The organism is Azospirillum sp. TSO5 (genome assembly GCF_003116065.1).
Lineage (GTDB): Bacteria > Pseudomonadota > Alphaproteobacteria > Azospirillales > Azospirillaceae > Azospirillum.
Genome location: NZ_LGQY01000082.1, coordinates 1 through 20,636 on the forward strand (window position 1 = coordinate 1; position 20,636 = coordinate 20,636).

Below are 20,636 nucleotides of genomic sequence, written 5' to 3' on the forward strand. Positions count from 1 at the left end.
CGCCGACTTCAAGATCGACTTCATGAAGTCGGTCGGCATCGCCGTCGCCGACAGCCCCGCCAGCCTGGGCTCCACCATGCAGTCCATTTTCAAAGGTTGACCGGTACCCCGCGGGACCGCCGTCCGCGACGGTCCCGCGCTTCATGCAAAGCTTCTGTCACTCACGCCATCAGCCGCAACAGACAGGCGCAATCAACGCGCCGGACCCCGAGGGAGATGGGACATGAAAGCGCAAGCCCACACGAGCACTGCCCGCCGCATCATCCACGACGACCCCAGCGAGGGCGCCGCCGCGATCATCAAGACCGCCATCATCGAAACGCCGCGGGTGAAGAACGACAACGGCAAGGACGCCAAGGCCGATGCCAAAGCCGACCGCGGCCAGGTCGTCCAGTCGCTGTGCCGCGCGCTGAACATCCTGACGATCCTCGGCTCCAATGACGGGCCGATGACCCTGACCGAGTTGTCGGAGGCCGCGACCCTGTCGCCCTCCACCACCCATCGCCTGCTGACGACTTTGCAGTACGAGCGCTATGTCCGCTTCGACCAGAGCGCGCGCGGCTGGGTGGTCGGCGTCCAGGCCTATATGACTGGCGCCAATTTCCTGAAGACCCGCAATCTGGTCGATGTCGCCCGTCCGCGCATGCGCCGCCTGATGGAGGAGAGCAGCGAGATCGTGAACCTCGCCGTCGAGGAGAATGGCGAGGCGCTCTATCTGGCCCGCGTCGGCGGTCCCCGCGCCGCCCAGGTCGCGGTGCCGCAGACCGACCGCACGCTGCTGCACTGCTCCGCCGTCGGCAAGGCTCTGCTGGCCGGCATGCCGGAAACCAAGGTGCAGACCATCGTCACCCAGCGCGGCATGCGCCAGTTCACCCGCAGCACCCTGTCGTCGCTGCCGGCGCTCTACCGCGACCTGACGCTGGTCCGCACCCGCGGATATGCCCTGGACCAGGAGGAGCGGGTGTCCGGCCTGCGCTGTGTCGCCGCCCCGATCTTCGACGAGAATTCCCGTGTGATGGGCGCCCTGTCGCTGTCCGGCTCCAGCCGGCGCATCGAGGACGCGCGGCTGCGCGCCCTGGGCGAGATGGTCAAGCGCGCCGCCGCCGCAGTGACGCAGGAACTGGGCGGCCGCGTGCCGGTTCCCAACTGACCCCAAGCACGGACCAGTAACGCCCAGGCACAGTAACGCCAAGAGCTGACGGCAGGTGGTGCACGTCGGCATTCCTCCCTGGCGCACTCAGGGCCGCGTTCCTCACGGAACGCGGCCTTTTTTCTTGAGAAAAGAGCCGTTTCCACGGAATGGAAAAGCGGCTTTTTTCTCGGGAAAATCGGTCGGTTCGGTGCGATTGTCTGTCTCGGGAAAGGCGTTCCTTTCTCATCGGGCGGATGTGTTGTTTTGCATGTTCGCGCTTCTCTCGGAGACTGGCCGTGCTGTGTGCAGCACGGCCATTTTTTTTGCCTTTTCCGCACGGCGAAATCGGATCCATCGCCGCGTGGACGGGTGGTCCGCCACGGCGACACAGTGCCCTCAAACCCATCACGACGACAGGGCAGGGGTACGATCCGAATGACAGATTCCAGAAGCATGACGGCCATCGAGGTGAGCCAGCCCGGCAAGCCGGAGGTGCTGGTCGCGGCGCGCCGACCAGTTCCCGATCCGGCCCCCGGCGAGATCCGCATCGCCGTCCAGGCCGCCGGCGTCAATCGGCCCGACGTGCTGCAGCGGCTTGGCAAGTACAACCCGCCGCCGGGCATCACCGACATCCCCGGCCTGGAGGTTGCCGGCACGGTCGATGCGCTGGGCGAGGGGGTTGACGGCTGGCGGGTCGGCGATCCGGTCTGCGCCCTTCTGGCCGGCGGCGGTTATGCCGAGTTCTGCGTCGTGCCGGCGGCGCAATGTCTTCCGATTCCCGCCGGCCTGTCGATGGCCGAGGCGGCGGCCCTGCCGGAAACCGTCTTCACCGTCTGGTCGAATGTGTTCGAGCGCGGCGCGCTCCAGCCCGGCGAGGCTCTGCTGGTCCATGGCGGCACGTCCGGCATCGGCACCACGGCGATCCAGCTGGGCGCGGCCTTCGGTGCCCGCGTCTTCGCCACCGCCCGCGGGCCTGAGAAATGCGGCGCCTGCGTCCGGCTGGGCGCCGAACGCGCCATCGACTACGCCGAGGAGGATTTCGTCGCAGTGGTCAAGGAGGCGACCGGCGGCGCCGGCGTCAATGTGGTGCTCGACATCGTCGGCGGCGATTACGTCGCCCGCAGCATCGACGCCCTGGCGGTCGAGGGCCGCTATGTCTGCATCGGCTTCGTCCGTGGCGCGACGGCCAACGTGAACTTCTTCCCCGTGATGACCAAGCGGCTGGTGCTGACCGGTTCCACCCTGCGGGCGCGTCCCGTCGCCTACAAGCAGGCGGTGGCCGACCAGTTGAAGGCCCGCGTCTGGCCGCTGATCGAGCAGGGCAAGGTCAAGCCGGTCGTCCACGAGATCTTCCCGCTCGAACAGGCCGCCGACGCCCACCGGCTGATGGAGAGCAACCAGCATGTCGGCAAGCTGGTGCTGGCGGTGGGGTGAACTGAAGCTCTCTTCAGTTCAATCCAGCATCGGCAGGCCGGTCTCGATCCTGACCAGTGCGGCCAGCAGCGGGGCGCCGATGTCGCGGCGGACGAAGTTGCTGGCCTTTTCCGCCGCGTTGATCGCCTGCTGGAAAGTGCGGCGCCAGCGGTCGTCGTTGTAGAAGGCCTTTTCCGCCTTGGCCCGCTGCGCCAGCAGGCCGGGGCGCCGGCCGGCGGAATCGTCCGCCAGCTTGTTCAGGCGGTTCATCAGGTCGTTGGCGACGGCCGGATCGCCGCGCTTCATCGCCGCTTCGATCAGTTCGGCATAGGCCTCGCCACGGGTGTCGATGTCGGCGACCTGCTCGGCATAGGCGACGGCCATCGCCGTCTCGCCGCGCTTGGCCAGCCGCCCGAGCACCGCCGGGATCGTCCACGGGTTCTCGTCCTGCACGGTGCTGAGCAGGCCGAGCGCCAGCTTCGGCTCGCCGATGTCGGCCGCCGCCACCGCCAGCTCCGGCGGGCAGCAGTCGCCGCGGGTTTCCTTGAACTTGGAGAACTGCGTCTCGACCGTGTTCAGGAACAGGGTGCGCGCCTGCGCCTCCTTGCCGGCGCGCAGCAGCGACTGGGCGACCAGCCCCAGCTCCCACGCGCAATTGTGGCTGGAGGCATAGCTTTTGGCCTCGTCGGCCAGCGCGTTGGTCAATGCCGCGTCACCGCGCCAGGACGCCGCCTTGGCGATGTCGGCGAGGTTGTAGATGCGGGTCGAGCAGTCGTTGATCTGCCGCGTGATGTCGAGCGCCAGCGACGTCTGCCCCATCAGCGACAGGGCGCGGGCGACGAACAGATCCTGGCCGGAGCTGTCGGCGACGCCGCCGCGGCGGACCGCGCTGACGAAGGGCGCCATGATCTCCTTGGCGCGGCCGGGATCGCCCAGCTGCTGGTAGGCGACCGCCAGCGACAGCCAGTCCCAGCGCGCGGCGGTGATCGGCGTTTCCACCGGCGGCAGCATCTCGCCGATGCGGTGGAGGAAGCACAGGCTGTTCAGGGCGTCGTTGCAGACCAGCGCCCGGATGCGCGAACGGAATTCGTAGAAATCGAAGTCGCCGACGAACTGGTTGGTGACGAGCTGCACCGCCAGCGGGCTGTCGGGGTATTTCGTCACGATCTCGTTGAACAGCTTGTCGGCCTCCTTCAGAAGGCGCGACTCCTCGGCGACGTCATAGGTGTTGTCGGCCTGCCGGATCAACTGCAGCGCCTGGACGAACAGGCGGTTGGCCGGACCCGGCGTGCCGGCGGCGGGGGAGTCCGCCCCGCCGCCATCCTGATCCTGGGCCACCACATCTTGCGCCACCACGTCCGGGGCCCCCGGACTGCCCTGCGCTGCCCCCTGCGCCGCCCCCTGCGCCGCCGCATCCTGCGCCAGAACGGGACCGGTCGCGACCGCCGCCGGCAGGATCAGGGCTGCGGCGACGGCGGCGGTGCGGAGAACGGCGAGGACGCGGGATAGGGCGGAGGCCATGGCGGTCGGGTTTCAACCCTGGAGGTTTGGATTTGAGAGCAGACGCACGTAGCTGACGACGCGTTGAACATTGGGCACCGAACGGGCGTGCTGGAGCACGTTGTTCAGCTCTTCCTGTGAACTGGCGACACCCATCAGATAGACAACGCCATCGACGGTATCGATGCTGTAATTTTGGCTATGAATATTCGCATCGAACGTGATCCGGCTGCGAATCTGGGTTGAAATCCAGGTGTCGCGCGCGGTGTCCACGATGCTGGACCCGTTGTCGATCTGGATTTCGTTGATGACTTCCTTGACGCCGTCGGCCTGCCAGGCGAGACGCACCGCGTCGAGGCGCATCTGCGCGTCGGCGGCGCGGCCGGTCAGCAGCACGCGGCCCTGGTCGACGGTCAGGCCGATCCGGTTGGTCATGTCGATCGAATGCTGCAGCCACAGCGAATTGATGCGGGCGCGGATTTCGGTGTCGCTGACGAAGCCGCTGAAACCGCGCTCCTGCGAGGCCACGACGGCGGCGCCGCCCGCGGTGCCCAGCACCAGCGGCCCGCAACCGGACAGCGAGGTCCCCGCGGCGCAGGCAAGTGCGACCATCATCCAAAGGCGGCTCAAACCCGTCACAGCGTGCCTCCCTTCGCCTGCGTGTCGAGCGCCGGGAAAATGCGGCGCGCGGCCGGAAAAAGTCACGGCGGAACGGTCTTTGCAATGGGGAAATTCGAGGCTTTCACCAGTCATCGTCACTTTGTCCCGAGGTGATGCACGGATGTTGCAGTCGCTGCGACTGCGAAGGAGCGGCTGCAGCGGTAGTTTCGCCGCAGAGCCTCATGCAGTCTCGGGGCAAAATCAGGCGAAAGCTGGGCTGGAGATGACGCGTGCGATCTCGCGGGCCAGGACGCGCGAAACGACCCGCCGCGCCGTGGCGTCACGCAGGATTTCCTCGTCCCTTGGGTTCGACAGGAAGCCGGTCTCCACCAGCACCGACGGCACGTCCGGCGCCTTCAGCACCGCGAAATTGGCCGAGCGCATCGGGTTTTCCAGCAGGCGCAGTTCCTTGCCCGCGCCTTCCACCAAAAGCTGGCGGGCGGCCAGCGAGGCATGGCGGGTGTGGCGCGCCGTCAGGTCCAGCAGGATGTCCTTGACGATCCGGCCGCCGCCCAACGATCCCGGCTTTCCGAAGCGGTCGGCCTGATTTTCCTGCTGGGCGAGGCGCGAGGCGAAGGAGTCCGACGCCTTTTCCGACAGGATGTAGGCCGACAGTCCGCGGGCATCGGCATTGGGGGCGCTGTCGGCGTGGATCGACACGAACAGGTCGGCCCCGGCCTCGCGCGTCAGCGCCACCCGCTCGTCCAGCGCCAGGAAACGGTCGTCGCGCCGCGTCAGCTTCACCGCGACGTTGCTCCGGTCGGCCAGGATGCGTGCGACCTCATGGGCGATGTCGAGCGTCACCTCCTTTTCGAAGGTGCCGCGGGTGCCGATTGCGCCGGGGTCGTTGCCGCCATGGCCGGGATCGAGCATGACCAGCCGGGGCCGCGACGGTCCGCCGCCAGCCGGCTTGCGGCCGGGCCGCCGCTCTGCAGCCAGGGCCGAGCCCGGCGGATCGGCCAGGGCCAGTGCTGCGGTGCCGAAAGCGGTTAACCAAAGTTTGCTCAGCCCGAGCCCAAGCAGCTGTCGTCGATCCATCGCCAGAAATACCATGCTGCAAAGGTGGGGAGACCGCGGCGTCAGGTCGCCCGACCCGTTGTGCCACCCGTTGGTCTAGCCTGATTCATTAACCAATGCGGCTGCAAAAAAGTATTGTCAAGACCGGGCAGGTTACCGTTTCTGAATATTTGTGAGCCTCCGGTCATGCGGGCACACTTGAAAGGCTGAGAATTCGACAGACGTGATTGGTTGCTTGATGACCGATTGAAAAAGCGCTAAAATTTTAGCGATCAGCTCGGGAGGTGTCGATGTTGAGGAAAGCCTTGTTCAACATCATCCGGCAAGAGCAGCGCGATATCGAGGACAAGCTCGAACGCGAGGAGCAGCAGCCCAGCCCTGACGTCCGCCGGATCGTCGGCCTGCGGCAAGAGGCGACCAGCCTGCGTCGTGAGTTGGAGCATTTCCACGACGTATAAGGCCTGATGCCGGCCAGCATCCGGCCACCGGGCGTCGCTATGGAAGGTCGCCACTGAATATGTGACCGATCGGTCGCGCCCCTTCTCCGCAGGATCGCGGGGGAGGGGATTTTTGTTTTCGGGGTATTGAGGGGAGAGGTCAGTGGGGTGATTTGCGTTGTCGGATTACCGCATGGACCACTCTCGGCCGTCATCCCCGCGAAGGCGCTACGGGATGCACAGATCTCGAAGTGCCCATCCTTCGGTCATGGTTTTGAGCGCATTGATGCCGTTTTTGAAGGTGATAGGGCCGGGCGGTCTGGAGGATGGGTATCCGTCCCATCCTCCGAGCCTGGCAACGATCCAGGCGGCCAGCTTGATCAGGTGTTCGGCCTCGTCGATCTGACTGTCCTCGATCCTCAGTCCCTGTTTCTTGAGGGTGCGGAAGAACTGTTCGATGATCCAGCGGCAGCGGTACCAATCCACGACCTGCCAAGCCTGATCTCCATCAGCGACCGGGTGGGTGGTGAGTAGACGCCATACCACCGGCCCGACGGCGTCGGGGGGGGCCGGCTCGGTGACTTCGAGGAAGGTCAGGGCGATCTGCCGGGGCAGCCCCTCGCGGACCCGAATGGTCCTGGGGCGGACGATGGTTACCTGACCATAGCGCAGTTCCACCACCGCTTCGCGCTCCGGACGGTCGCCCCGTTCCCGGATGGCAATGCGGCGCGTGCCACACACCGGCCAAGCCCGCGCCACTGTGGACAGGCAACCGCCGCCGACTATGGGGCGGTCATGATAGACGCGGCCGAGCACATGGATGTTTGTTCCGGGAACCGATGCCCACAGCGGATACATGTCGGCCTCGCGGTCGGCGATCATGGTGACCATGGCCGCCGCGCCCAGGCGCTCCTTGGCCTCTTGGGCAGTCTCGACCCAGCGGCACGATTCGCGCTCCTGAAAGGCTGCCTTGGAGTGGCTCTTCCTCTTCCGGCCATCGGCGGTCCGCATGACCGGCGGCGCCGGTGGCCGGGTCCACACCCGCCCTCCCAGAAGCCCAAGACAATCGCGGGTCGCCGCATCGACAGCGATCATCGGGTGGAGCAGAACGCCGCGACCGACCCCCTTGCCGATCCGCCCAAGCCCGCGTTCGCGGCTCGGCGTCGTTCGGAACGTCAACTCGCTGGTATCCTGGATCGCCAGCACATGACGCCCCGCACAGGCTGCTATGGTCGGCTCGGCCCATCCCGCGATGATGTGATCAGCCGTCACCTTCGGATTGTGAAGCAGGCGGTGAAAGCAAACCTCGAGCCGACGCTGCCCTTCCGACAGCCGACGCAAGCACACGCTTCCCAAACGCACCATGCGCTCCAGAAGCGCCGCCCCCCTTTATCGAGGCGGCGATCCCCAAATCGACCTAGAAGCGCGGACATCTCTTCCTCCTGTCGCTCCCACTCGTCCGGTAGCTTCTGCTCCTTTCCTCAATCCGGGAATCCCACTCTCAGCACTGAGTCAATCCGCCACAGTGCATGGAATGCCGGAGATGTGTGCATGCCGTAGCGCGAAGGCGGGGAACCAGGAAACTCCGCAAGGGAGCGGCTGAAACGGCTGTATTCCCGCCTTCGCGGGAATGACGGCCGAAGGAGGCCTCACCCCAGCTTGGCGTATCCGCGCTCGATCACCCGTTCGGCGGCCTCATAGACGGCCAGCATCTCCTCGTAGGCCGCGCGCAGGCGGGCGAGGTCGGTGACGGTGGAGGAATCGGGATGCCGGGATTCGGACATCTTCAGGCCGGCGCGGATATAGTCGGCGCGCAGTTCCGCCACCCGCACCGCCATGCGCAGGAAGCTGTCGCGGTCCAGGTTCGGCAGTTCGCGCCCGATGACCTCGCAGTTGGCCTCCAGGATCGCCGCATCCATGTTTTCCAGGAAATGGCGGATGCGCTGGCTGCGGCTGCTGTCGGCGGCATCCGCCGTCATCAGCTTGTCGACCTTGCCCTTGTTGTATTCACCGATGATCTTGCCGCCGGTTGCCATGGGTGACCCCGCCTTCCCGATGCCGGCCAGTCCGGCCGCCGCCGATTGTCGCACCGCCGGCGCATCTGCGCCAGAGCGGCGTGGAGCGCGCGGGATCGAGGGCATTCCCGCTCGACGGTGTGGCCCGCCTGACGGTGCAGCCATGTGCGCATCCGCACATGAAGCGGGTGCAACATCGCGGCGTTCGTGCTAGGGAAGCTTCCCCCTTTTCTTGCTGTACGCCATGGTGGACGCGCGATGTCTGAGACCGGCTCCGACTATATCCTCACCGTTTCCTGCCCCGACACCGTCGGCATCGTCTTCGCGGTGTCCGGCTTCCTGGCGGAGCGGAGCTGCAACATCATCGACAGCGCGCAGTTCGGCGACCGCATCTCCGGCCTGTTCTTCATGCGCGTCAGCTTCAACGGCAACCCGGCCGGGCCTACGAAGGCGCAGCTGGAGGCCGAATTCGCCGCGCAGGTGGCGGAACGCTTCGGCATGACCTGGAAGATCCATGACGCCCGCCGCCGGCCGCGCGTGCTGATCATGGTGTCGAAGTTCGGCCATTGCCTGAACGACCTGCTGTACCGCTACCGCACCGGCTACCTGCCGATCGAAATCCCGGCCATCGTCTCCAACCACCGCGACTTCTACCAGCTGGCGGCGTGGCACAACATCCCGTTCCACCATCTGCCGGTCGGCCCCGACAACAAGGCGCATCAGGAAGCCCGCCTGCTGGAGATCGTGGACGAGGAGAAAATCGACCTCGTCGTGCTCGCCCGCTACATGCAGGTGCTGTCGGGGGCCTTGTGCGAGCGGATGGCCGGCCGGGTCATCAACATCCACCACAGCTTCCTGCCCAGCTTCAAGGGGGCCAAGCCCTACCATCAGGCCCATTCCCGCGGCGTTAAGCTGATCGGCGCCACCGCGCACTATGTCACCTCCAACCTCGACGAAGGCCCGATCATCGAGCAGGAGGCCGAGCGCGTCGACCACACGATGACGCCCGACGACCTGGTGGCCATCGGGCGTGACATCGAGAACATCGTGCTGGCCCGCGCCGTCCGCTATCACGTGGAGCACCGCGTGCTGCTGAACGGCAACAAGACGGTGGTCTTCCGCTAAAGCGGGGCTACGGCGCCGCCCCTCAGTGGGGCTGCGCCGTCTCGCGGGCGTCTTCCGGCTGGGGCATGAACACCGCGCGGGTGATCGCCTGTTCGATCTGGTCGCGGGTGAAGGGCTTCGGGATCACCGGACCCAGATGCTCCAACCCGTGCTTGGCCAGATCGTCGGGGAAGGCGGTGACGAAGATCACCGGCAGGAACCGGCGAGCCCGCAACTCGCGCGCCACCTCCAGCCCGTTGTCGCCGTCGGCCAACCGGATGTCCATCAGGGCCAGCGTCGGCCGGTGTTCCGCCGCCAGCGACAGCGCCTCGTCCATCGTCGCCGCGTTGCCGCAGACGATGTGGCCCATGCCGCGCACTGTTTCCGCCAGATCGAAGGCGATGATGGCATCATCCTCGACGATCAGGATGGTGGCGGTCAGGCGGGCGCGGACACGCTCGCGGGCGTGGTTCAGCCGCTCCATCGCGTCTTCCGGGGCGATGCCCAGGACGGCCGCGGCGTCGCCGACCGGCAGATCCTCCAGATTGACCAGAAGGTAGAGCCGGCGGTCGGTCTCCTCCAGCGTCATCAGCGCCGATTCGACCGGATGATAGGGCGCCACCGCCGGGGGTGCGCCTTGTTCGTCCTGCAACTCGTTCAGATGGCGATAGAGCGTGCCGCGCGACAGGTCGCCGCCCCGGCCGGTTTCAGCCTCGTCCGCCTCCAGATACCATTCCAGGGTGCGGGTCACCAAGGCGTCCCCCCGCCCGTTCGTCCCGGTCAGCGCGCGGGCATAGCGGCGCAGGTAGGGCAAATGCTGCATGAAGTGACCGGTGTACTGCTCCATCTCTCTCCCCGTGCCTTTCTGCGGCGCGTGTTCCTGGCATCCACCCGACATGCCGCTCCGGATACCCGGATGCGGCCGGTGCAACCCGATCCTTCCGGGCTTAGGTCTTCGGCGACGAATCCTGGCGACGAATTCCGGAAGTCGGTTCCCGCCGGAGATCGCGACGCCATCGACGCTGCTTCCACAGCAGACTGACGCATTGCGACCTGCAACGGTCAAATTCATATGGCGCAGTCCACGGCCTAACGGGAGTGAACCCGAAAGATTTATTCGAGATACCTGCAAAGGATTACTCAGTATGCATGGTATGCAACAGGGCATGACAGGGACCGGCGAGACCGGCCGGCGGTCTATGACCCCCGCCGCATAGGGGGTTGCGGAGGCCGGGATTTAACCGTTCCGAAAGACTTACCGGCCTACTCTGACTTTGCCCTCCGGCATTTGCTGCGCATCTGCCGTGTGAGGGCAAGGCGAGTGTTCCCGATCCTCGAACGCGCCGGCCACCCCCAGGCCGGCGCGTTTTTCTTTCTGCGCATCGTGACTTCCGGATCGCGCGGTCCGGCAATTGAAAAAACCAAGCACGCCGCCCGGGAACCAACCGGCAGCAGCCGTGTTGGAACCGCCAATGGTGTGATTCCTCCCTGAACCGCCAGTCCTTTCGCCGCCGGGCGCCGCCGCGAGATCATGCGGATTGGCGCCGGCGGCGAATTTTTATCTGGATGGATAACGGCCTTGTCACCGCATTCATTTCGTCAATTGGTGACTTTCACAACCCGACGCTTGCAACCCGTTTAATCCAACGTTAAGGACATCGGCACACGGTTGGGGTTGGGCGTCATCGGGTCCGGGTTTGTGCATGGAAGACCAAGAGTTGGATCGGTCCCTGATGGATGGCATTCCGCCGGATGAGTTGGCCGATTTCGTCCAATGGCGGGAGCGCGTGCGCGGCACGAACATCTCCGAAAAGACGCTGCTGGCGACCGACTATCTCAATCACTTCAACGAAATCGTGATGCTGATCGAGATGATCCCGGACATGCCGGACATGCTGGAGGAATGCCGCATCTGGCAGCCCAAGAGCTATGCCGAGCATTTCCGCGACAGCGGCTTTTCCGACAAGGAACTGGCGATCGAGGCCTACGGCCATGTGCCGTCGAAGTTTCTCCGCCCCTTCGAGGACACCATCGCCCAGGCCCATCAGGTGATCGCCCATACGCTGGAGCGGATCGGCACCGACATCGACAGCGGCGATCCCGACAAGCTGCGGATGGACTGCCAGGCCTCCGTCGCGATGATCCACCGCATCATCCAGATCGCCAACGGGATCATCCACGGCACCGCCCATGTGATGGAACAGGGCGAGATCGACATCTATCTGCAGAACGGCTGACGGTTGGTACGCCGACCCGTACTTTCGGTCCGAATCGTGCGTCTTACCAACGAAAAACAGGCCATTTCAGTCACTTGTCCCGGCACGAATGGCGATTGATGGTGCACCCACCATTCGTTCGTTGCATGGCTCACTCGTCCCCCCTGGCACTATAGTCGAAGCATAAAAGATAAGACGGAGGCGTGTTCATGCGTCCTCTGCGGGGGGAGATGGAGCATTGCCCATGAAGGGATGCGCATTCGCGCCGGCCGATGGCATGGCCGTGTCTGAACCGCGCGTGTGGCGGCCGGTTCCGCCCACCGATCACGCCGGCCCCATCCTCCCCGTCAGCCAATGGGGGGAGGCAGCACCGCGCATGACGCCATCCGGACATCTGGACAGCTTCACCCGTGACCGGCTGCCGGCGCCGGCGCAACGCCCCGACCTGATTCTCGAACGCCCCGAACTCCAATACCCGCAGCGCCTGAATGCCGCCTCCGTTCTGATCGACGGCTGGCGCGAGCGCGGCTGGGACGGCCGCCCCTGCCTGATCGGCGGCGACGGCGAGGTGTGGAGCTATGGCCGGATGCGCGACACCGTCGACCGCATCGCCCGCGTCCTGACCGAGGATTACGGACTGGCCACCGGCAACCGCGTCCTGCTGCGCGGCCCCAACACGCCGATGCTGGCCGCCTGCTGGCTGGCGGTCATCAAGGCCGGCGGCGTTCTGGTGCCGACGATGCCGCTGCTGCGCGCGCCGGAACTGGCCGACGTGCTGAAGCGCGCCGCCATCGACATGGCGCTGTGCGACACCCATTACCTCGACGATCTGGAAGAGGCGGCGCTGCCGTCGCTGCGCATCGTCGGCTTCCGCGATGGCGAGCTGGAACACCGCATCGCCACCAAGCCGGCCGGGTTCGAGGCCGCCGACACGGCGCAGGACGACGTGGCGCTGATCGCCTTCACCTCCGGCACCACCGGAACGCCGAAGGCGGCCGCCCATTTCCACCGCCATCTGCTGGCGATCTCCGACCTGTCGCCGCGCTCGGTGCTGGGCACGACGGCCGAGGACGTGTTCTGCGGCTCGCCGACGCTGGCCTTCGCCTATGGGCTGGGCGGGCTGCTGCTGTTCCCGTTGCGCATCGGCGCGTCGGTCATCCTGCTGGAGCGCGGGACCGCCGACCGGCTGCTGGAGGCCGCCACCCGCCACCGGGCGACGGTGATGTTCACCGTGCCCACGGTCTACCGTGGCATGATCGGCCGCATGGCCGCCGACCCTGGGCTGGCGAATGGGCTGTCCGCCCTGCGCCTCTGCGTCTCGGCGGGGGAGCCGCTGCCGCAGCAGACCTTCGAGGGTTGGCGCGACGCCACCGGGCTGCAGATCCTCGACAGCCTGGGCACCACCGAGCTGCTGAACGCCGTGCTGCATGCCGTCCCCGGCGATGTCCGGCCGGGCTCCACCGGAAAGCCGGTGCCGGGATACGAGGCGATGGTGGTCGACGACCAGTTCCGCCGGCTTCCCCCCGGACAGGTCGGCCGGCTGGCGGTGCGCGGGGCGACCGGCTGCCTCTATCTCGACGATCCGCGCCAGGAAAGCTATGTCCAGCAGGGCTGGAACCTGACCGGCGACGCCTTCCACGTCGATGAGGACGGCTTCTTCTGGTATCACGCCCGCACCGACGACCTGATCGTCTCGGCCGGCTACAAGATCTCCGGCCTGGAGGTCGAGAACATCCTGCTGAGCCACGAGGCGGTGCAGGAGTGCGCGGTGATCGCCGCCCCGGATCCGGTGCGCGGCACCATCCCCAAGGCCTTCGTCGTTCTGCATGACGACGTCCGTCCCGACGAGCGTCTGGCGGAGGAGCTGCAGAGCTTCGTGAAGGAGCACATCGCGCCCTACAAGTACCCCCGCGCGGTGGAATTCCTCGACGCGCTGCCGCGGACGGAGACCGGCAAGGTTCAGCGCTTCAAGTTGCGCCGCCGCGCGTGGCAGCCGGACGACGAGGAGTAGGGCGTCGCTTTACCGGGGAAAGCCGGCGAAGCGGGTCAGCCGGATGTTGCGCGCTTTCAAGAGCGCGGGGAACTCCGGCCCGCGCAGATAGTCGTATTCGGCGCGCCGCGGCTCGACCAGAGTGTCGACGCGGCGCAGCTCCTCGTCGGGCAGGCCGGGATGGACCATCACCAGGGTGCGACCGTCGATCCCATCGAGGAAGCGCGGCATCAGCTCGGCGAAAGGCCGGCTGCCGGCGAAGTCGTAGACACCGGCGAAGCGGTCGTTGGCCGGGATGCCGCGTGCCCGCACCATGCGCCTCAGCCCGCCGCCCAGTCCGCCGATCAGCAGGGTCTTCGGCACCGCGACGCCCCGGCGCAGCACCGCCGCCACCGGTTCCCCGCACAGGCGGACATAGGCGCCGGGTAGGGTGGCCAGCGCCTCCACCACCGCGTCGCGGATGCCGGGCAGCTGGTGGATGTGCTGGTGGCCGTCGATATAGTCGGGCGGCGCCCCCCAGGCTTCGGTGAAGGCGGCGATCTGGCGCAACAGTTCGTCACGGATCTCCGCACGCGCCGCCGGTGCGTTCAGTTTCCCGCGATAGGCCCAGCCCATCAGCCGGCCCAGCGGCGGCAACCTGCCATCCGGCGCAAGGGTCGGCATGGGCCCCAGCGGCGTCTGGTCGGTCATGGTGAAATGCAGCCCGACATCGGCCTTGTCCTTCAGCTCGCGCAGTGCCGCGGCGCCGCTGCGCCAGTGCGGGCAGAGGCTCATGACCGAGGTCGCGGTCAGGCGCCCTTGGGCGATCAGGTCACGGATGGCGGCGTTGACGCCGGGCGACAGGCCATAATCATCGGCACAGAGCAGGAGCGGGGTGGACGCGGTATCGGGCATGACCGGACGGAAGCAGGAGGCGGGAGTCCGGCCAAGATGGGCGGGCGGCTCCGATCAAGCAATACCGATCAAGCGATACCCATCAAGCCGCTTCGGTCGCAGGCTCCGCCGCCGGCTTGCGGGCTTGCAGAGTGGCCAGCATCACGCCGGGCAGGACCAGCGCCACCCCCATCAGGTGAAAGCCCTGCAGCGGCTCGGACAGCAGAACCCAGGAGGCCAGCGCCGCCCACAGAGGCGACACGTACAGCGCGGTGGAAGCGCGCGCGGCCCCCATCATCGCGATGGTCTTCTGATAGGCCAGCAGAGCTAGGACCGACGCGAACAGCGCGACCGCGACGATCGACAGGATGGTGGAGACGGAGAAGGGAACCGGCCGCACCGCCACCGTCTCCCACGCATAGAAGGGAGCCAGCACCAGGACGCCAGCGAATGCGTTGGCGGCGAAGGCGGTGACCACCGGCAGGGGTGTGCCTGATTGCCGCAGCAGGATGGTGTAGACCGACCACGACACCGCCCCGGTCAACACCAGCAGGTCGCCGGAATTGAAGGACAGGTGGCGCAAGGCGTCCAGATCGCCGCGGGTCAGGATCACCAGCACGCCGGCCATCGCCAGCAGGATGCCCAGCACCTGCCGCGGCCGGATCGCGTCGCCCAGCCAGACGGCGGCCAGCGCCAGGATCATCGCCGGGCTGGTCGCATAGATCAGGCTGGCGTTGGTGGCGCTGGTCCGCTCCAGCCCGTAATAGACGATGGCGCCCGAAATCCCCTGGCCCAGCACGCCCAGCAGCAGATAGCGCCGCCACTGCCGCTTCAATTGAACGCGGTGGGTCAGCAGCCCCGGCAAGGCGAAGGGCAGCACGATCAGGAAGGCGATCAGCCAGCGCCAGAAGGCCAGCCCGATCGGCGGCACCACATGCGCCACCGCCCGCCCGACCACCGGGTTGGAGGCCAGCAGGGCGGAGCCGACGATGTAGAGGCCATAGGCGGCCAACGGGCCGGCCAGCGGACCGGTTCGCAGGAAGGACGGCAGGAACGGAAGCGACATCGCCGGACCGGTATCCGAAAAGGGGGTTCCATGACGGGTGCAACCCAGCCTAGCATGGCAGCCGCGGCCGCCCTTCACGGCAGCTGTGCATGGCAGCCGTCCGACTCCCGTCGGCTGCGGGCATTGCCGGAATGGTCCACCCGGATAACCTGATTCGCAGGGGAAGGGAACTATCGATTCGGTCAACCGGATGGTTGACTTTGCAACTGTTTCGTTTTTGAGGGCGAAAATGTGTCCATACGGACGTATTGGTGCCCAAAAATATGCTCTGCGCCACGGTATAGCCACGTATGCATGTTGGCGTTGACAGGCGCCTTTGCCACGCGCCAAATGGCGACGCTATTTCCAAAAGCGTTCTGGCAAATTTCCGTACGCTCCAACCGGAATCGGGAGGCAAGACGAATGAAGCGCATCCTGCTGGGTGCCGGGCTTGGTATGGCCGCGGCGCTGGCGCTGTCGGCGCCGGCCCAGGCGGCGAAGACCCTTGTTTATTGCTCCGAGGGTAGCCCCGAAAACTTCAACCCCATGTTGAACACGACCGGCACCAGTTTCGACGTTGCTCTCCCGGTCTACAACAACCTCGTCCAGTTCGAGCATGGCGGCACCAAGGTCGTTCCCGGCCTCGCCGAGTCCTGGACCATCTCCGACGATGGTCTGGTCTACACCTTCAAGCTGCGCGCCGGCGCCAAGTGGCACAGCAACAACGATTTCAAGCCGACGCGCGACGCCAACGCCGACGACGTGATCTTCTCGTTCGAGCGCCAGTGGAAGGCCGACAATCCCTTCCACAAGGTGTCGGGCGGCGCCTACGACTACTTCAACGACATGGCGATGCCGAAGTTGTTGAAGTCGATCGAGAAGGTTGACGACCTGACGGTCAAGTTCACGCTGAACGCGGTCGAGGCGCCGTTCCTGGCCAACCTCGCCATGCCGTTCGCGCCGATCATGTCGGCCGAATACGCCGCGATGCTGCTGAAGAAGGGCACGCCGGAGAAGCTGGATCAGGTTCCCATCGGCACCGGTCCCTTCCAGTTCGTCGCCTACCAGAAGGACGCCGTCATCCGCTACAAGGCGTTTGAGCAGTATTGGGGCGGCAAGCAGCCGCTCGACAACCTCGTCTTCGCGATCACGCCCGACGCGGCGGTCCGGCTGGCCAAGCTGAAGGCCGGCGAATGCCAGGTGATGCCGTACCCGAACCCGGCCGACATCGACAGCATGAAGAAGGACAACTCGATCGTCGTTCAGGAGCAGGAAGGCCTGAACGTCGGTTACGTTTCCTTCAACGTGACGAAGAAGCCGTTCGACGACGTGCGCGTCCGCCGCGCCGTCAGCATGGCGATGGACAAGAAGGCGATGGTCGCCGCGGTCTATCAGGCCGCCGGCGTCCCGGCCAAGAACCCGATCCCGCCGACCATGTGGTCGTACAACAACGCGATCGAGGATTATCCGTACGACGTTGAGCGGGCGAAGAAGCTGCTGGCCGATGCCGGCTACCCCAACGGTTTCGAGACCGATCTGTGGGCGATGCCGGTGCAGCGTCCGTATAACCCCAATGCCAAGCGCATCGCCGAGATGATGCAGGCCGATCTGGCCAAGGTCGGCATCAAGGCGAAGATCGTGCAGTACGAGTGGGGTGAGTACCGCAAGCGGATGCAGCAGGGCGAGCACCAGATGGGCATGCTCGGCTGGACCGGCGACAACGGCGACCCCGACAACTTCCTCTACACCCTGCTGGGTTGCGAGGCTGCGCGTCCGGGCGGCAACAACCTGTCGAAGTGGTGCAACAAGGAGTTCGACGACCTCGTCGTCCAGGCCAAGCGCACCAACGACATCGCTGCCCGCACCAAGTTGTACGAGCAGGCGCAGGTCATCTTCAAGGAAGAGGCCCCCTGGTACACCATCGCCCATTCGGTGGTTTACATGGGTCTCGCCAAGAACGTCGTCGGCTACAAGATGGATCCGTTCGGCGTCCATCGCTTCGAAGGCGTCGATCTGAAGTGATGCGTGGCGCACCCCTGCAAAAAGGGGGTGCGGCGATTGCTGTTTTGGGTTGGAGGCATGGGTTGCCACGCCTCCAACCCTCTGAATCGAGTGACATTCCCGACCCTGCGCAAGCGGGGGAGGGCCGGAGTGGGGGCAGGTGCCCCTGACGGAACGGGGCGTTGCCAAGCGGTTTTCCTGCCGGGCCAGCGCTCCGTTCCAGTTTTCACCGCAGTTTTAAAAAACGAGTACCCGTCGATGCTTCGCTTCATCCTGACGCGGGTGAGCTTGGTGATTCCGACTTTTCTCGGCATCACCTTTCTGACCTTCATCCTGATCCGGCTGGTTCCCGGCGACCCCATCGAGGTGCGCGTCGGCGAACGGGGCATCGCGCCCGAACGGCTCGCCGCCCTCCGCCATGAACTGGGTCTCGACCAATCGCTCTGGCAACAGTTCCTCGACTATGTCGGCAACGTGCTGTCGGGTGATTTCGGCCTGTCGCTGGTCACCCACAATTCGGTCTTGAGCGAGTTCCTGACGCTGTTCCCGGCGACGCTGGAACTGGCGCTGTGCGCCATGCTGTTCGCGACGCTGGTCGGGCTGCCCGCCGGCATCCTGGCGGCGGTGAAGCGCGGATCGCTGTTCGACCACGGCGTGATGGGCCTCAGCCTGACCGGCTATTCGATGCCGATCTTCTGGTGGGGCCTGCTGCTGATCCTGTTCTTCTCGGTCGGGCTGGGCTGGACCCCGGTGTCGGGTCGCCTGGATCTGGTCTATTACGTGGAGCCGACGACCGGCTTCATGCTGATCGACACGCTGATGGCCGGGGATTACGAGGCGTTCCGCTCCGCGCTGGGCCATCTGGTGCTGCCGACCATCGTGCTGGGCACCGTACCGCTGGCAGTGGTGGCGCGCATGACGCGGTCCGCCATGCTGGAGGTGCTGGGCGAGGATTACATCCGCACCGCCCGCGCCAAGGGGCTGGACGACGGCCGGGTCATCGGCATGCATGCGCTGCGCAACGCGCTGATCCCGGTGGTGACCGTCATCGGTCTGCAGGTCGGCACGCTGCTGGGCGGCGCCATCCTGACCGAGACCATCTTCTCCTGGCCGGGCGTCGGCAAATGGCTGATCGAATCGATCAACCGCCGCGACTATCCGGCCCTGCAGGGCGGTGTCCTGCTGATCGCCACCTCGGTGATCCTGGTCAACCTGCTGGTGGACGTGCTTTACGGCGTCCTCAACCCCCGCATCCGTCACGCGCGGTGAGGCCAATCCATGTCCGCTGAATATTCGACCAACGCAGAACCCGCTACCCCCGAACCGGTCGCCGTGTCGCGCCCGCCGCATCCGCTGACCGAGTTCTGGTATCACTTCCGCCAGAACAAGGGCGCGCTGGGCGGTCTGGTGGTGATCACGCTGATCGCGCTGATCGCCATCTTCGCCGGCGTCATCGCCCCGCACGACCCCGACATCCAGTACCGCGATGCGATCCTGACCCCGCCGGTCTGGCAGGATGGCGGCACCTGGACCTACATCCTGGGCACCGACGACATCGGCCGCGACATGCTGTCCCGCCTGATGTACGGCGCGCGGCTGTCGATGATGATCGGCCTGATCGTCGTCACCCTGTCGCTGGCCGTCGGGCTGGGGCTGGGGCTGATCGCCGGCTTCTTCGGCGGGATGGCCGACGTGCTGATCATGCGCGGCATGGACATCCTGCTGGCTCTGCCCTCGCTGCTGCTGGCCGTCGTGGTGGCCGCCATCCTCGGGCCGGGGCTGGTGAACGCCATGCTGGCGGTGTCGGTGGTGGTGATCCCGCATTATGCCCGCCTGACCCGCGCCGCCGTGCTGGCGGAGGTGAACAAGGACTATGTCGTCGCCTCCCGCGTCGCCGGGGCCGGGCCGATGCGCCTGATGCTGATCGTGGTTCTGCCGAACTGTCTGGCGCCGCTGATCGTGCAGGCGACACTGGGCTTCTCCACCGCCATCCTGGACGCGGCCGCGCTCGGCTTCCTCGGTCTCGGCGCCCAGCCGCCGACGCCGGAATGGGGCACCATGCTGGCCTCCTCGCTGCAGTTCCTTCAGCGCGCGCCCTGGGTCGTGACCTGGCCCGGCATCGCCATCCTGGTGACCGTGCTGGCCTTCAATCTGTTGGGCGACGGTCTTCGCGACGCGCTCGACCCCAAGCTGAAACGTTGACCTCATGCCTCTTCTCGACATCAAGAACCTGTCGGTCGAGTTCACCACCCGCGCCGGCACCTTCCGCGCGGTGGATGGCATCGACCTGACCGTGGACGAAGGCGAGGTCGTCGGCATCGTCGGCGAATCCGGCTCCGGCAAGTCCGTGACCTCGTTGGCCGTGATGGGGCTTCTCGGCTCCAACGGCCGGGTGGTCGCCGACCGGATGACGTTCGCCGGCCGCGACCTGCTGACCATGCCCGCCGCCCAGCGCCGGAAGATCACCGGCAAGGACGTCGCCATGGTCTTCCAGGAGCCGATGACCAGCCTGAACCCCTGCTTCACCGTCGGCTTCCAGATCATGGAGACCCTGCGGGTGCATGAGGGTCTGTCCGGCAAGGCGCTGCGCAACCGCGCCATCGCCCTGCTGGAGCAGGTCGGCATTCCCGCGCCGGAATCGCGCCTGTCCGCCTTCCCGCACCAGCTGTCGGGCGGCATGAGCCAGCGCGTGATGATCGCCATCGCCATCGCCTGCAACCCGCGCCTGCTGGTGGCGGACGAGCCGACGACCGCGCTGGACGTCACCATCCAGAAGCAGATCCTCGACCTGCTGGTCCAGTTGCAGCGCGAACGCGGCATGGCGCTGATCCTGATCACCCACGACATGGGCGTGGTGGCGGAAACGGCCCAGCGCGTCGTCGTCATGTATGCCGGTCAGGTGGCGGAGACGCGGCCCGTCGGCTCGCTGTTCGAGCGGCCGCGCCATCCCTACACCGGCGCCCTGCTCGACGCGCTGCCGGAGCGGGCGCTGGGCAAGCGCCGGCTGCCGACGATTCCCGGCATGGTGCCGGGCATCGCCGACCGGCCGGCCGGCTGCCTGTTCAGCCCGCGCTGCCGCTTCGCCGACGCCCGCTGCCGTGCCGAGCGCCCGGCCCTGTTCGATGTGGACGACGGGCGCGCGCGCTGTTTCTACCCGCTGCCGGACGGCCATCTCGCCGCCGGGGAGGCGCTGTGATGAGCATCGAGACCGAACCCCACAACGACCCCCATAT

The 20,636-nt window shown here is 66.3% G+C and carries 19 protein-coding genes and 1 pseudogene; 12 read left to right on the forward strand and 8 right to left on the reverse strand.

The window, feature by feature from the left end:
• The 3 genes and pseudogenes from TSO5_RS33785 to TSO5_RS20745 all read left to right on the forward strand — a co-directional run.
• Window positions 1-100: pseudogene (locus TSO5_RS33785) on the forward strand (succinate--CoA ligase subunit alpha); the annotation flags it as partial.
• Window positions 101-223: 123 nt separating this feature from the next.
• The gene (locus tag TSO5_RS20740) at window positions 224-1,150 is read left to right on the forward strand and encodes an IclR family transcriptional regulator (protein ID WP_109153339.1); all 927 of its coding nucleotides are present in this window, start codon (window positions 224-226) and stop codon (window positions 1,148-1,150) included.
• Between the two features lie 417 nt (window positions 1,151-1,567).
• Window positions 1,568-2,566: an NAD(P)H-quinone oxidoreductase gene (locus TSO5_RS20745; protein ID WP_109153340.1), complete on the forward strand. Its 999-nt coding sequence runs from the start codon at window positions 1,568-1,570 to the stop codon at window positions 2,564-2,566.
• Between the two features lie 18 nt (window positions 2,567-2,584).
• Here TSO5_RS20745 and TSO5_RS20750 read toward each other — a convergent pair whose 3' ends face one another.
• The 3 genes from TSO5_RS20750 to TSO5_RS20760 form a co-directional block, all read right to left on the reverse strand.
• A complete protein-coding gene (locus tag TSO5_RS20750; protein WP_109153341.1) occupies window positions 2,585-4,066 on the reverse strand; it encodes a hypothetical protein in 1,482 nt (493 codons plus the stop codon).
• 12 nt (window positions 4,067-4,078) lie between these two features.
• Window positions 4,079-4,798 carry a BON domain-containing protein gene (locus TSO5_RS20755; protein ID WP_247870853.1) on the reverse strand — a complete coding sequence of 240 codons (720 nt, stop codon included), beginning with the start codon at window positions 4,796-4,798 and terminating at the stop codon, window positions 4,079-4,081.
• Window positions 4,799-4,906: 108 nt separating this feature from the next.
• Window positions 4,907-5,743, reverse strand: a complete 837-nt coding sequence (locus TSO5_RS20760) for an N-acetylmuramoyl-L-alanine amidase (protein ID WP_109153343.1) — start codon at window positions 5,741-5,743, stop codon at window positions 4,907-4,909.
• A 269-nt stretch (window positions 5,744-6,012) separates the two neighbouring features.
• On the opposite strand from TSO5_RS20760, the gene TSO5_RS32985 reads away from it, so the two are divergent.
• Window positions 6,013-6,180 carry a hypothetical protein gene (locus TSO5_RS32985; protein WP_167393191.1) on the forward strand — a complete coding sequence of 56 codons (168 nt, stop codon included), beginning with the start codon at window positions 6,013-6,015 and terminating at the stop codon, window positions 6,178-6,180.
• Between the two features lie 207 nt (window positions 6,181-6,387).
• Here the strand turns inward: TSO5_RS32985 and TSO5_RS20765 are convergent, their stop codons facing one another.
• The gene (locus TSO5_RS20765; protein ID WP_199230964.1) at window positions 6,388-7,500 is read right to left on the reverse strand and encodes an IS4 family transposase; all 1,113 of its coding nucleotides are present in this window, start codon (window positions 7,498-7,500) and stop codon (window positions 6,388-6,390) included.
• A 308-nt stretch (window positions 7,501-7,808) separates the two neighbouring features.
• Window positions 7,809-8,195 (reverse strand): hypothetical protein, encoded by a 387-nt coding sequence (locus TSO5_RS20770; protein ID WP_109153345.1) that lies wholly within the window; start codon window positions 8,193-8,195, stop codon window positions 7,809-7,811.
• A 237-nt stretch (window positions 8,196-8,432) separates the two neighbouring features.
• Between TSO5_RS20770 and purU the strand changes: the two genes are divergently transcribed.
• Window positions 8,433-9,299 carry a formyltetrahydrofolate deformylase gene (purU, locus tag TSO5_RS20775; RefSeq protein ID WP_109153346.1) on the forward strand — a complete coding sequence of 289 codons (867 nt, stop codon included), beginning with the start codon at window positions 8,433-8,435 and terminating at the stop codon, window positions 9,297-9,299.
• A gap of 22 nt (window positions 9,300-9,321) precedes the next feature.
• Here purU and TSO5_RS20780 read toward each other — a convergent pair whose 3' ends face one another.
• Window positions 9,322-10,125 (reverse strand): response regulator, encoded by an 804-nt coding sequence (locus TSO5_RS20780; protein WP_109153347.1) that lies wholly within the window; start codon window positions 10,123-10,125, stop codon window positions 9,322-9,324.
• Window positions 10,126-10,599: 474 nt separating this feature from the next.
• Between TSO5_RS20780 and TSO5_RS32775 the strand changes: the two genes are divergently transcribed.
• From TSO5_RS32775 to TSO5_RS20790, 3 genes are all read left to right on the forward strand, one after another.
• Entirely contained in the window at window positions 10,600-10,770 is a 171-nt protein-coding gene (locus tag TSO5_RS32775) for a hypothetical protein (protein WP_158282465.1), read from the forward strand.
• A gap of 241 nt (window positions 10,771-11,011) precedes the next feature.
• On the forward strand, window positions 11,012-11,515 hold the full coding sequence (locus tag TSO5_RS20785) for a hypothetical protein (protein WP_109153348.1): 504 nt from the start codon (window positions 11,012-11,014) through the stop codon (window positions 11,513-11,515).
• Window positions 11,516-11,870: 355 nt separating this feature from the next.
• Window positions 11,871-13,505, forward strand: coding sequence for an AMP-binding protein (locus tag TSO5_RS20790; RefSeq protein WP_109153362.1), 1,635 nt, complete (start codon window positions 11,871-11,873; stop codon window positions 13,503-13,505).
• Window positions 13,506-13,514: 9 nt separating this feature from the next.
• Here TSO5_RS20790 and TSO5_RS20795 read toward each other — a convergent pair whose 3' ends face one another.
• Entirely contained in the window at window positions 13,515-14,378 is an 864-nt protein-coding gene (locus tag TSO5_RS20795; protein WP_109153349.1) for a ChbG/HpnK family deacetylase, read from the reverse strand.
• An 82-nt stretch (window positions 14,379-14,460) separates the two neighbouring features.
• The gene (locus TSO5_RS20800; protein ID WP_247870854.1) at window positions 14,461-15,423 is read right to left on the reverse strand and encodes a DMT family transporter; all 963 of its coding nucleotides are present in this window, start codon (window positions 15,421-15,423) and stop codon (window positions 14,461-14,463) included.
• A 402-nt stretch (window positions 15,424-15,825) separates the two neighbouring features.
• Here TSO5_RS20800 and TSO5_RS20805 point away from each other — a divergent pair, with 402 nt between their 5' ends.
• The 4 genes from TSO5_RS20805 (at window position 15,826) to TSO5_RS20820 (ending at window position 20,599) form a co-directional block, all read left to right on the forward strand.
• A complete protein-coding gene (locus tag TSO5_RS20805; RefSeq protein WP_109153351.1) occupies window positions 15,826-17,424 on the forward strand; it encodes an ABC transporter substrate-binding protein in 1,599 nt (532 codons plus the stop codon).
• A 237-nt stretch (window positions 17,425-17,661) separates the two neighbouring features.
• Window positions 17,662-18,672: an ABC transporter permease subunit gene (locus tag TSO5_RS20810; protein WP_109153352.1), complete on the forward strand. Its 1,011-nt coding sequence runs from the start codon at window positions 17,662-17,664 to the stop codon at window positions 18,670-18,672.
• Window positions 18,673-18,681: 9 nt separating this feature from the next.
• Window positions 18,682-19,605 carry an ABC transporter permease subunit gene (locus tag TSO5_RS20815; RefSeq protein WP_199230965.1) on the forward strand — a complete coding sequence of 308 codons (924 nt, stop codon included), beginning with the start codon at window positions 18,682-18,684 and terminating at the stop codon, window positions 19,603-19,605.
• Window positions 19,606-19,609: 4 nt separating this feature from the next.
• Window positions 19,610-20,599 carry an ABC transporter ATP-binding protein gene (locus tag TSO5_RS20820; protein WP_109153353.1) on the forward strand — a complete coding sequence of 330 codons (990 nt, stop codon included), beginning with the start codon at window positions 19,610-19,612 and terminating at the stop codon, window positions 20,597-20,599.
• Window positions 20,600-20,636 lie beyond the last annotated feature (37 nt).

What these genes read in the sequence shown, in the direction of transcription:
- TSO5_RS20740 (WP_109153339.1), top strand. Translation starts at nt 224, where the DNA reads ATGAAAGCGCAAGCCCACACGAGCACTGCCCGCCGCATCATCCACGAC.
- TSO5_RS20745 (WP_109153340.1), top strand. Translation starts at nt 1,568, where the DNA reads ATGACAGATTCCAGAAGCATGACGGCCATCGAGGTGAGCCAGCCCGGC.
- TSO5_RS20750 (WP_109153341.1), bottom strand. Translation starts at nt 4,066, where the DNA reads ATGGCCTCCGCCCTATCCCGCGTCCTCGCCGTTCTCCGCACCGCCGCC.
- TSO5_RS20755 (WP_247870853.1), bottom strand. Translation starts at nt 4,798, where the DNA reads ATGACTGGTGAAAGCCTCGAATTTCCCCATTGCAAAGACCGTTCCGCC.
- TSO5_RS20760 (WP_109153343.1), bottom strand. Translation starts at nt 5,743, where the DNA reads ATGGATCGACGACAGCTGCTTGGGCTCGGGCTGAGCAAACTTTGGTTA.
- TSO5_RS32985 (WP_167393191.1), top strand. Translation starts at nt 6,013, where the DNA reads ATGTTGAGGAAAGCCTTGTTCAACATCATCCGGCAAGAGCAGCGCGAT.
- TSO5_RS20770 (WP_109153345.1), bottom strand. Translation starts at nt 8,195, where the DNA reads ATGGCAACCGGCGGCAAGATCATCGGTGAATACAACAAGGGCAAGGTC.
- purU (WP_109153346.1), top strand. Translation starts at nt 8,433, where the DNA reads ATGTCTGAGACCGGCTCCGACTATATCCTCACCGTTTCCTGCCCCGAC.
- TSO5_RS20780 (WP_109153347.1), bottom strand. Translation starts at nt 10,125, where the DNA reads ATGGAGCAGTACACCGGTCACTTCATGCAGCATTTGCCCTACCTGCGC.
- TSO5_RS20785 (WP_109153348.1), top strand. Translation starts at nt 11,012, where the DNA reads ATGGATGGCATTCCGCCGGATGAGTTGGCCGATTTCGTCCAATGGCGG.
- TSO5_RS20790 (WP_109153362.1), top strand. Translation starts at nt 11,871, where the DNA reads ATGACGCCATCCGGACATCTGGACAGCTTCACCCGTGACCGGCTGCCG.
- TSO5_RS20795 (WP_109153349.1), bottom strand. Translation starts at nt 14,378, where the DNA reads ATGCCCGATACCGCGTCCACCCCGCTCCTGCTCTGTGCCGATGATTAT.
- TSO5_RS20800 (WP_247870854.1), bottom strand. Translation starts at nt 15,423, where the DNA reads ATGTCGCTTCCGTTCCTGCCGTCCTTCCTGCGAACCGGTCCGCTGGCC.
- TSO5_RS20805 (WP_109153351.1), top strand. Translation starts at nt 15,826, where the DNA reads ATGAAGCGCATCCTGCTGGGTGCCGGGCTTGGTATGGCCGCGGCGCTG.
- TSO5_RS20810 (WP_109153352.1), top strand. Translation starts at nt 17,662, where the DNA reads ATGCTTCGCTTCATCCTGACGCGGGTGAGCTTGGTGATTCCGACTTTT.
- TSO5_RS20815 (WP_199230965.1), top strand. Translation starts at nt 18,682, where the DNA reads ATGTCCGCTGAATATTCGACCAACGCAGAACCCGCTACCCCCGAACCG.
- TSO5_RS20820 (WP_109153353.1), top strand. Translation starts at nt 19,610, where the DNA reads ATGCCTCTTCTCGACATCAAGAACCTGTCGGTCGAGTTCACCACCCGC.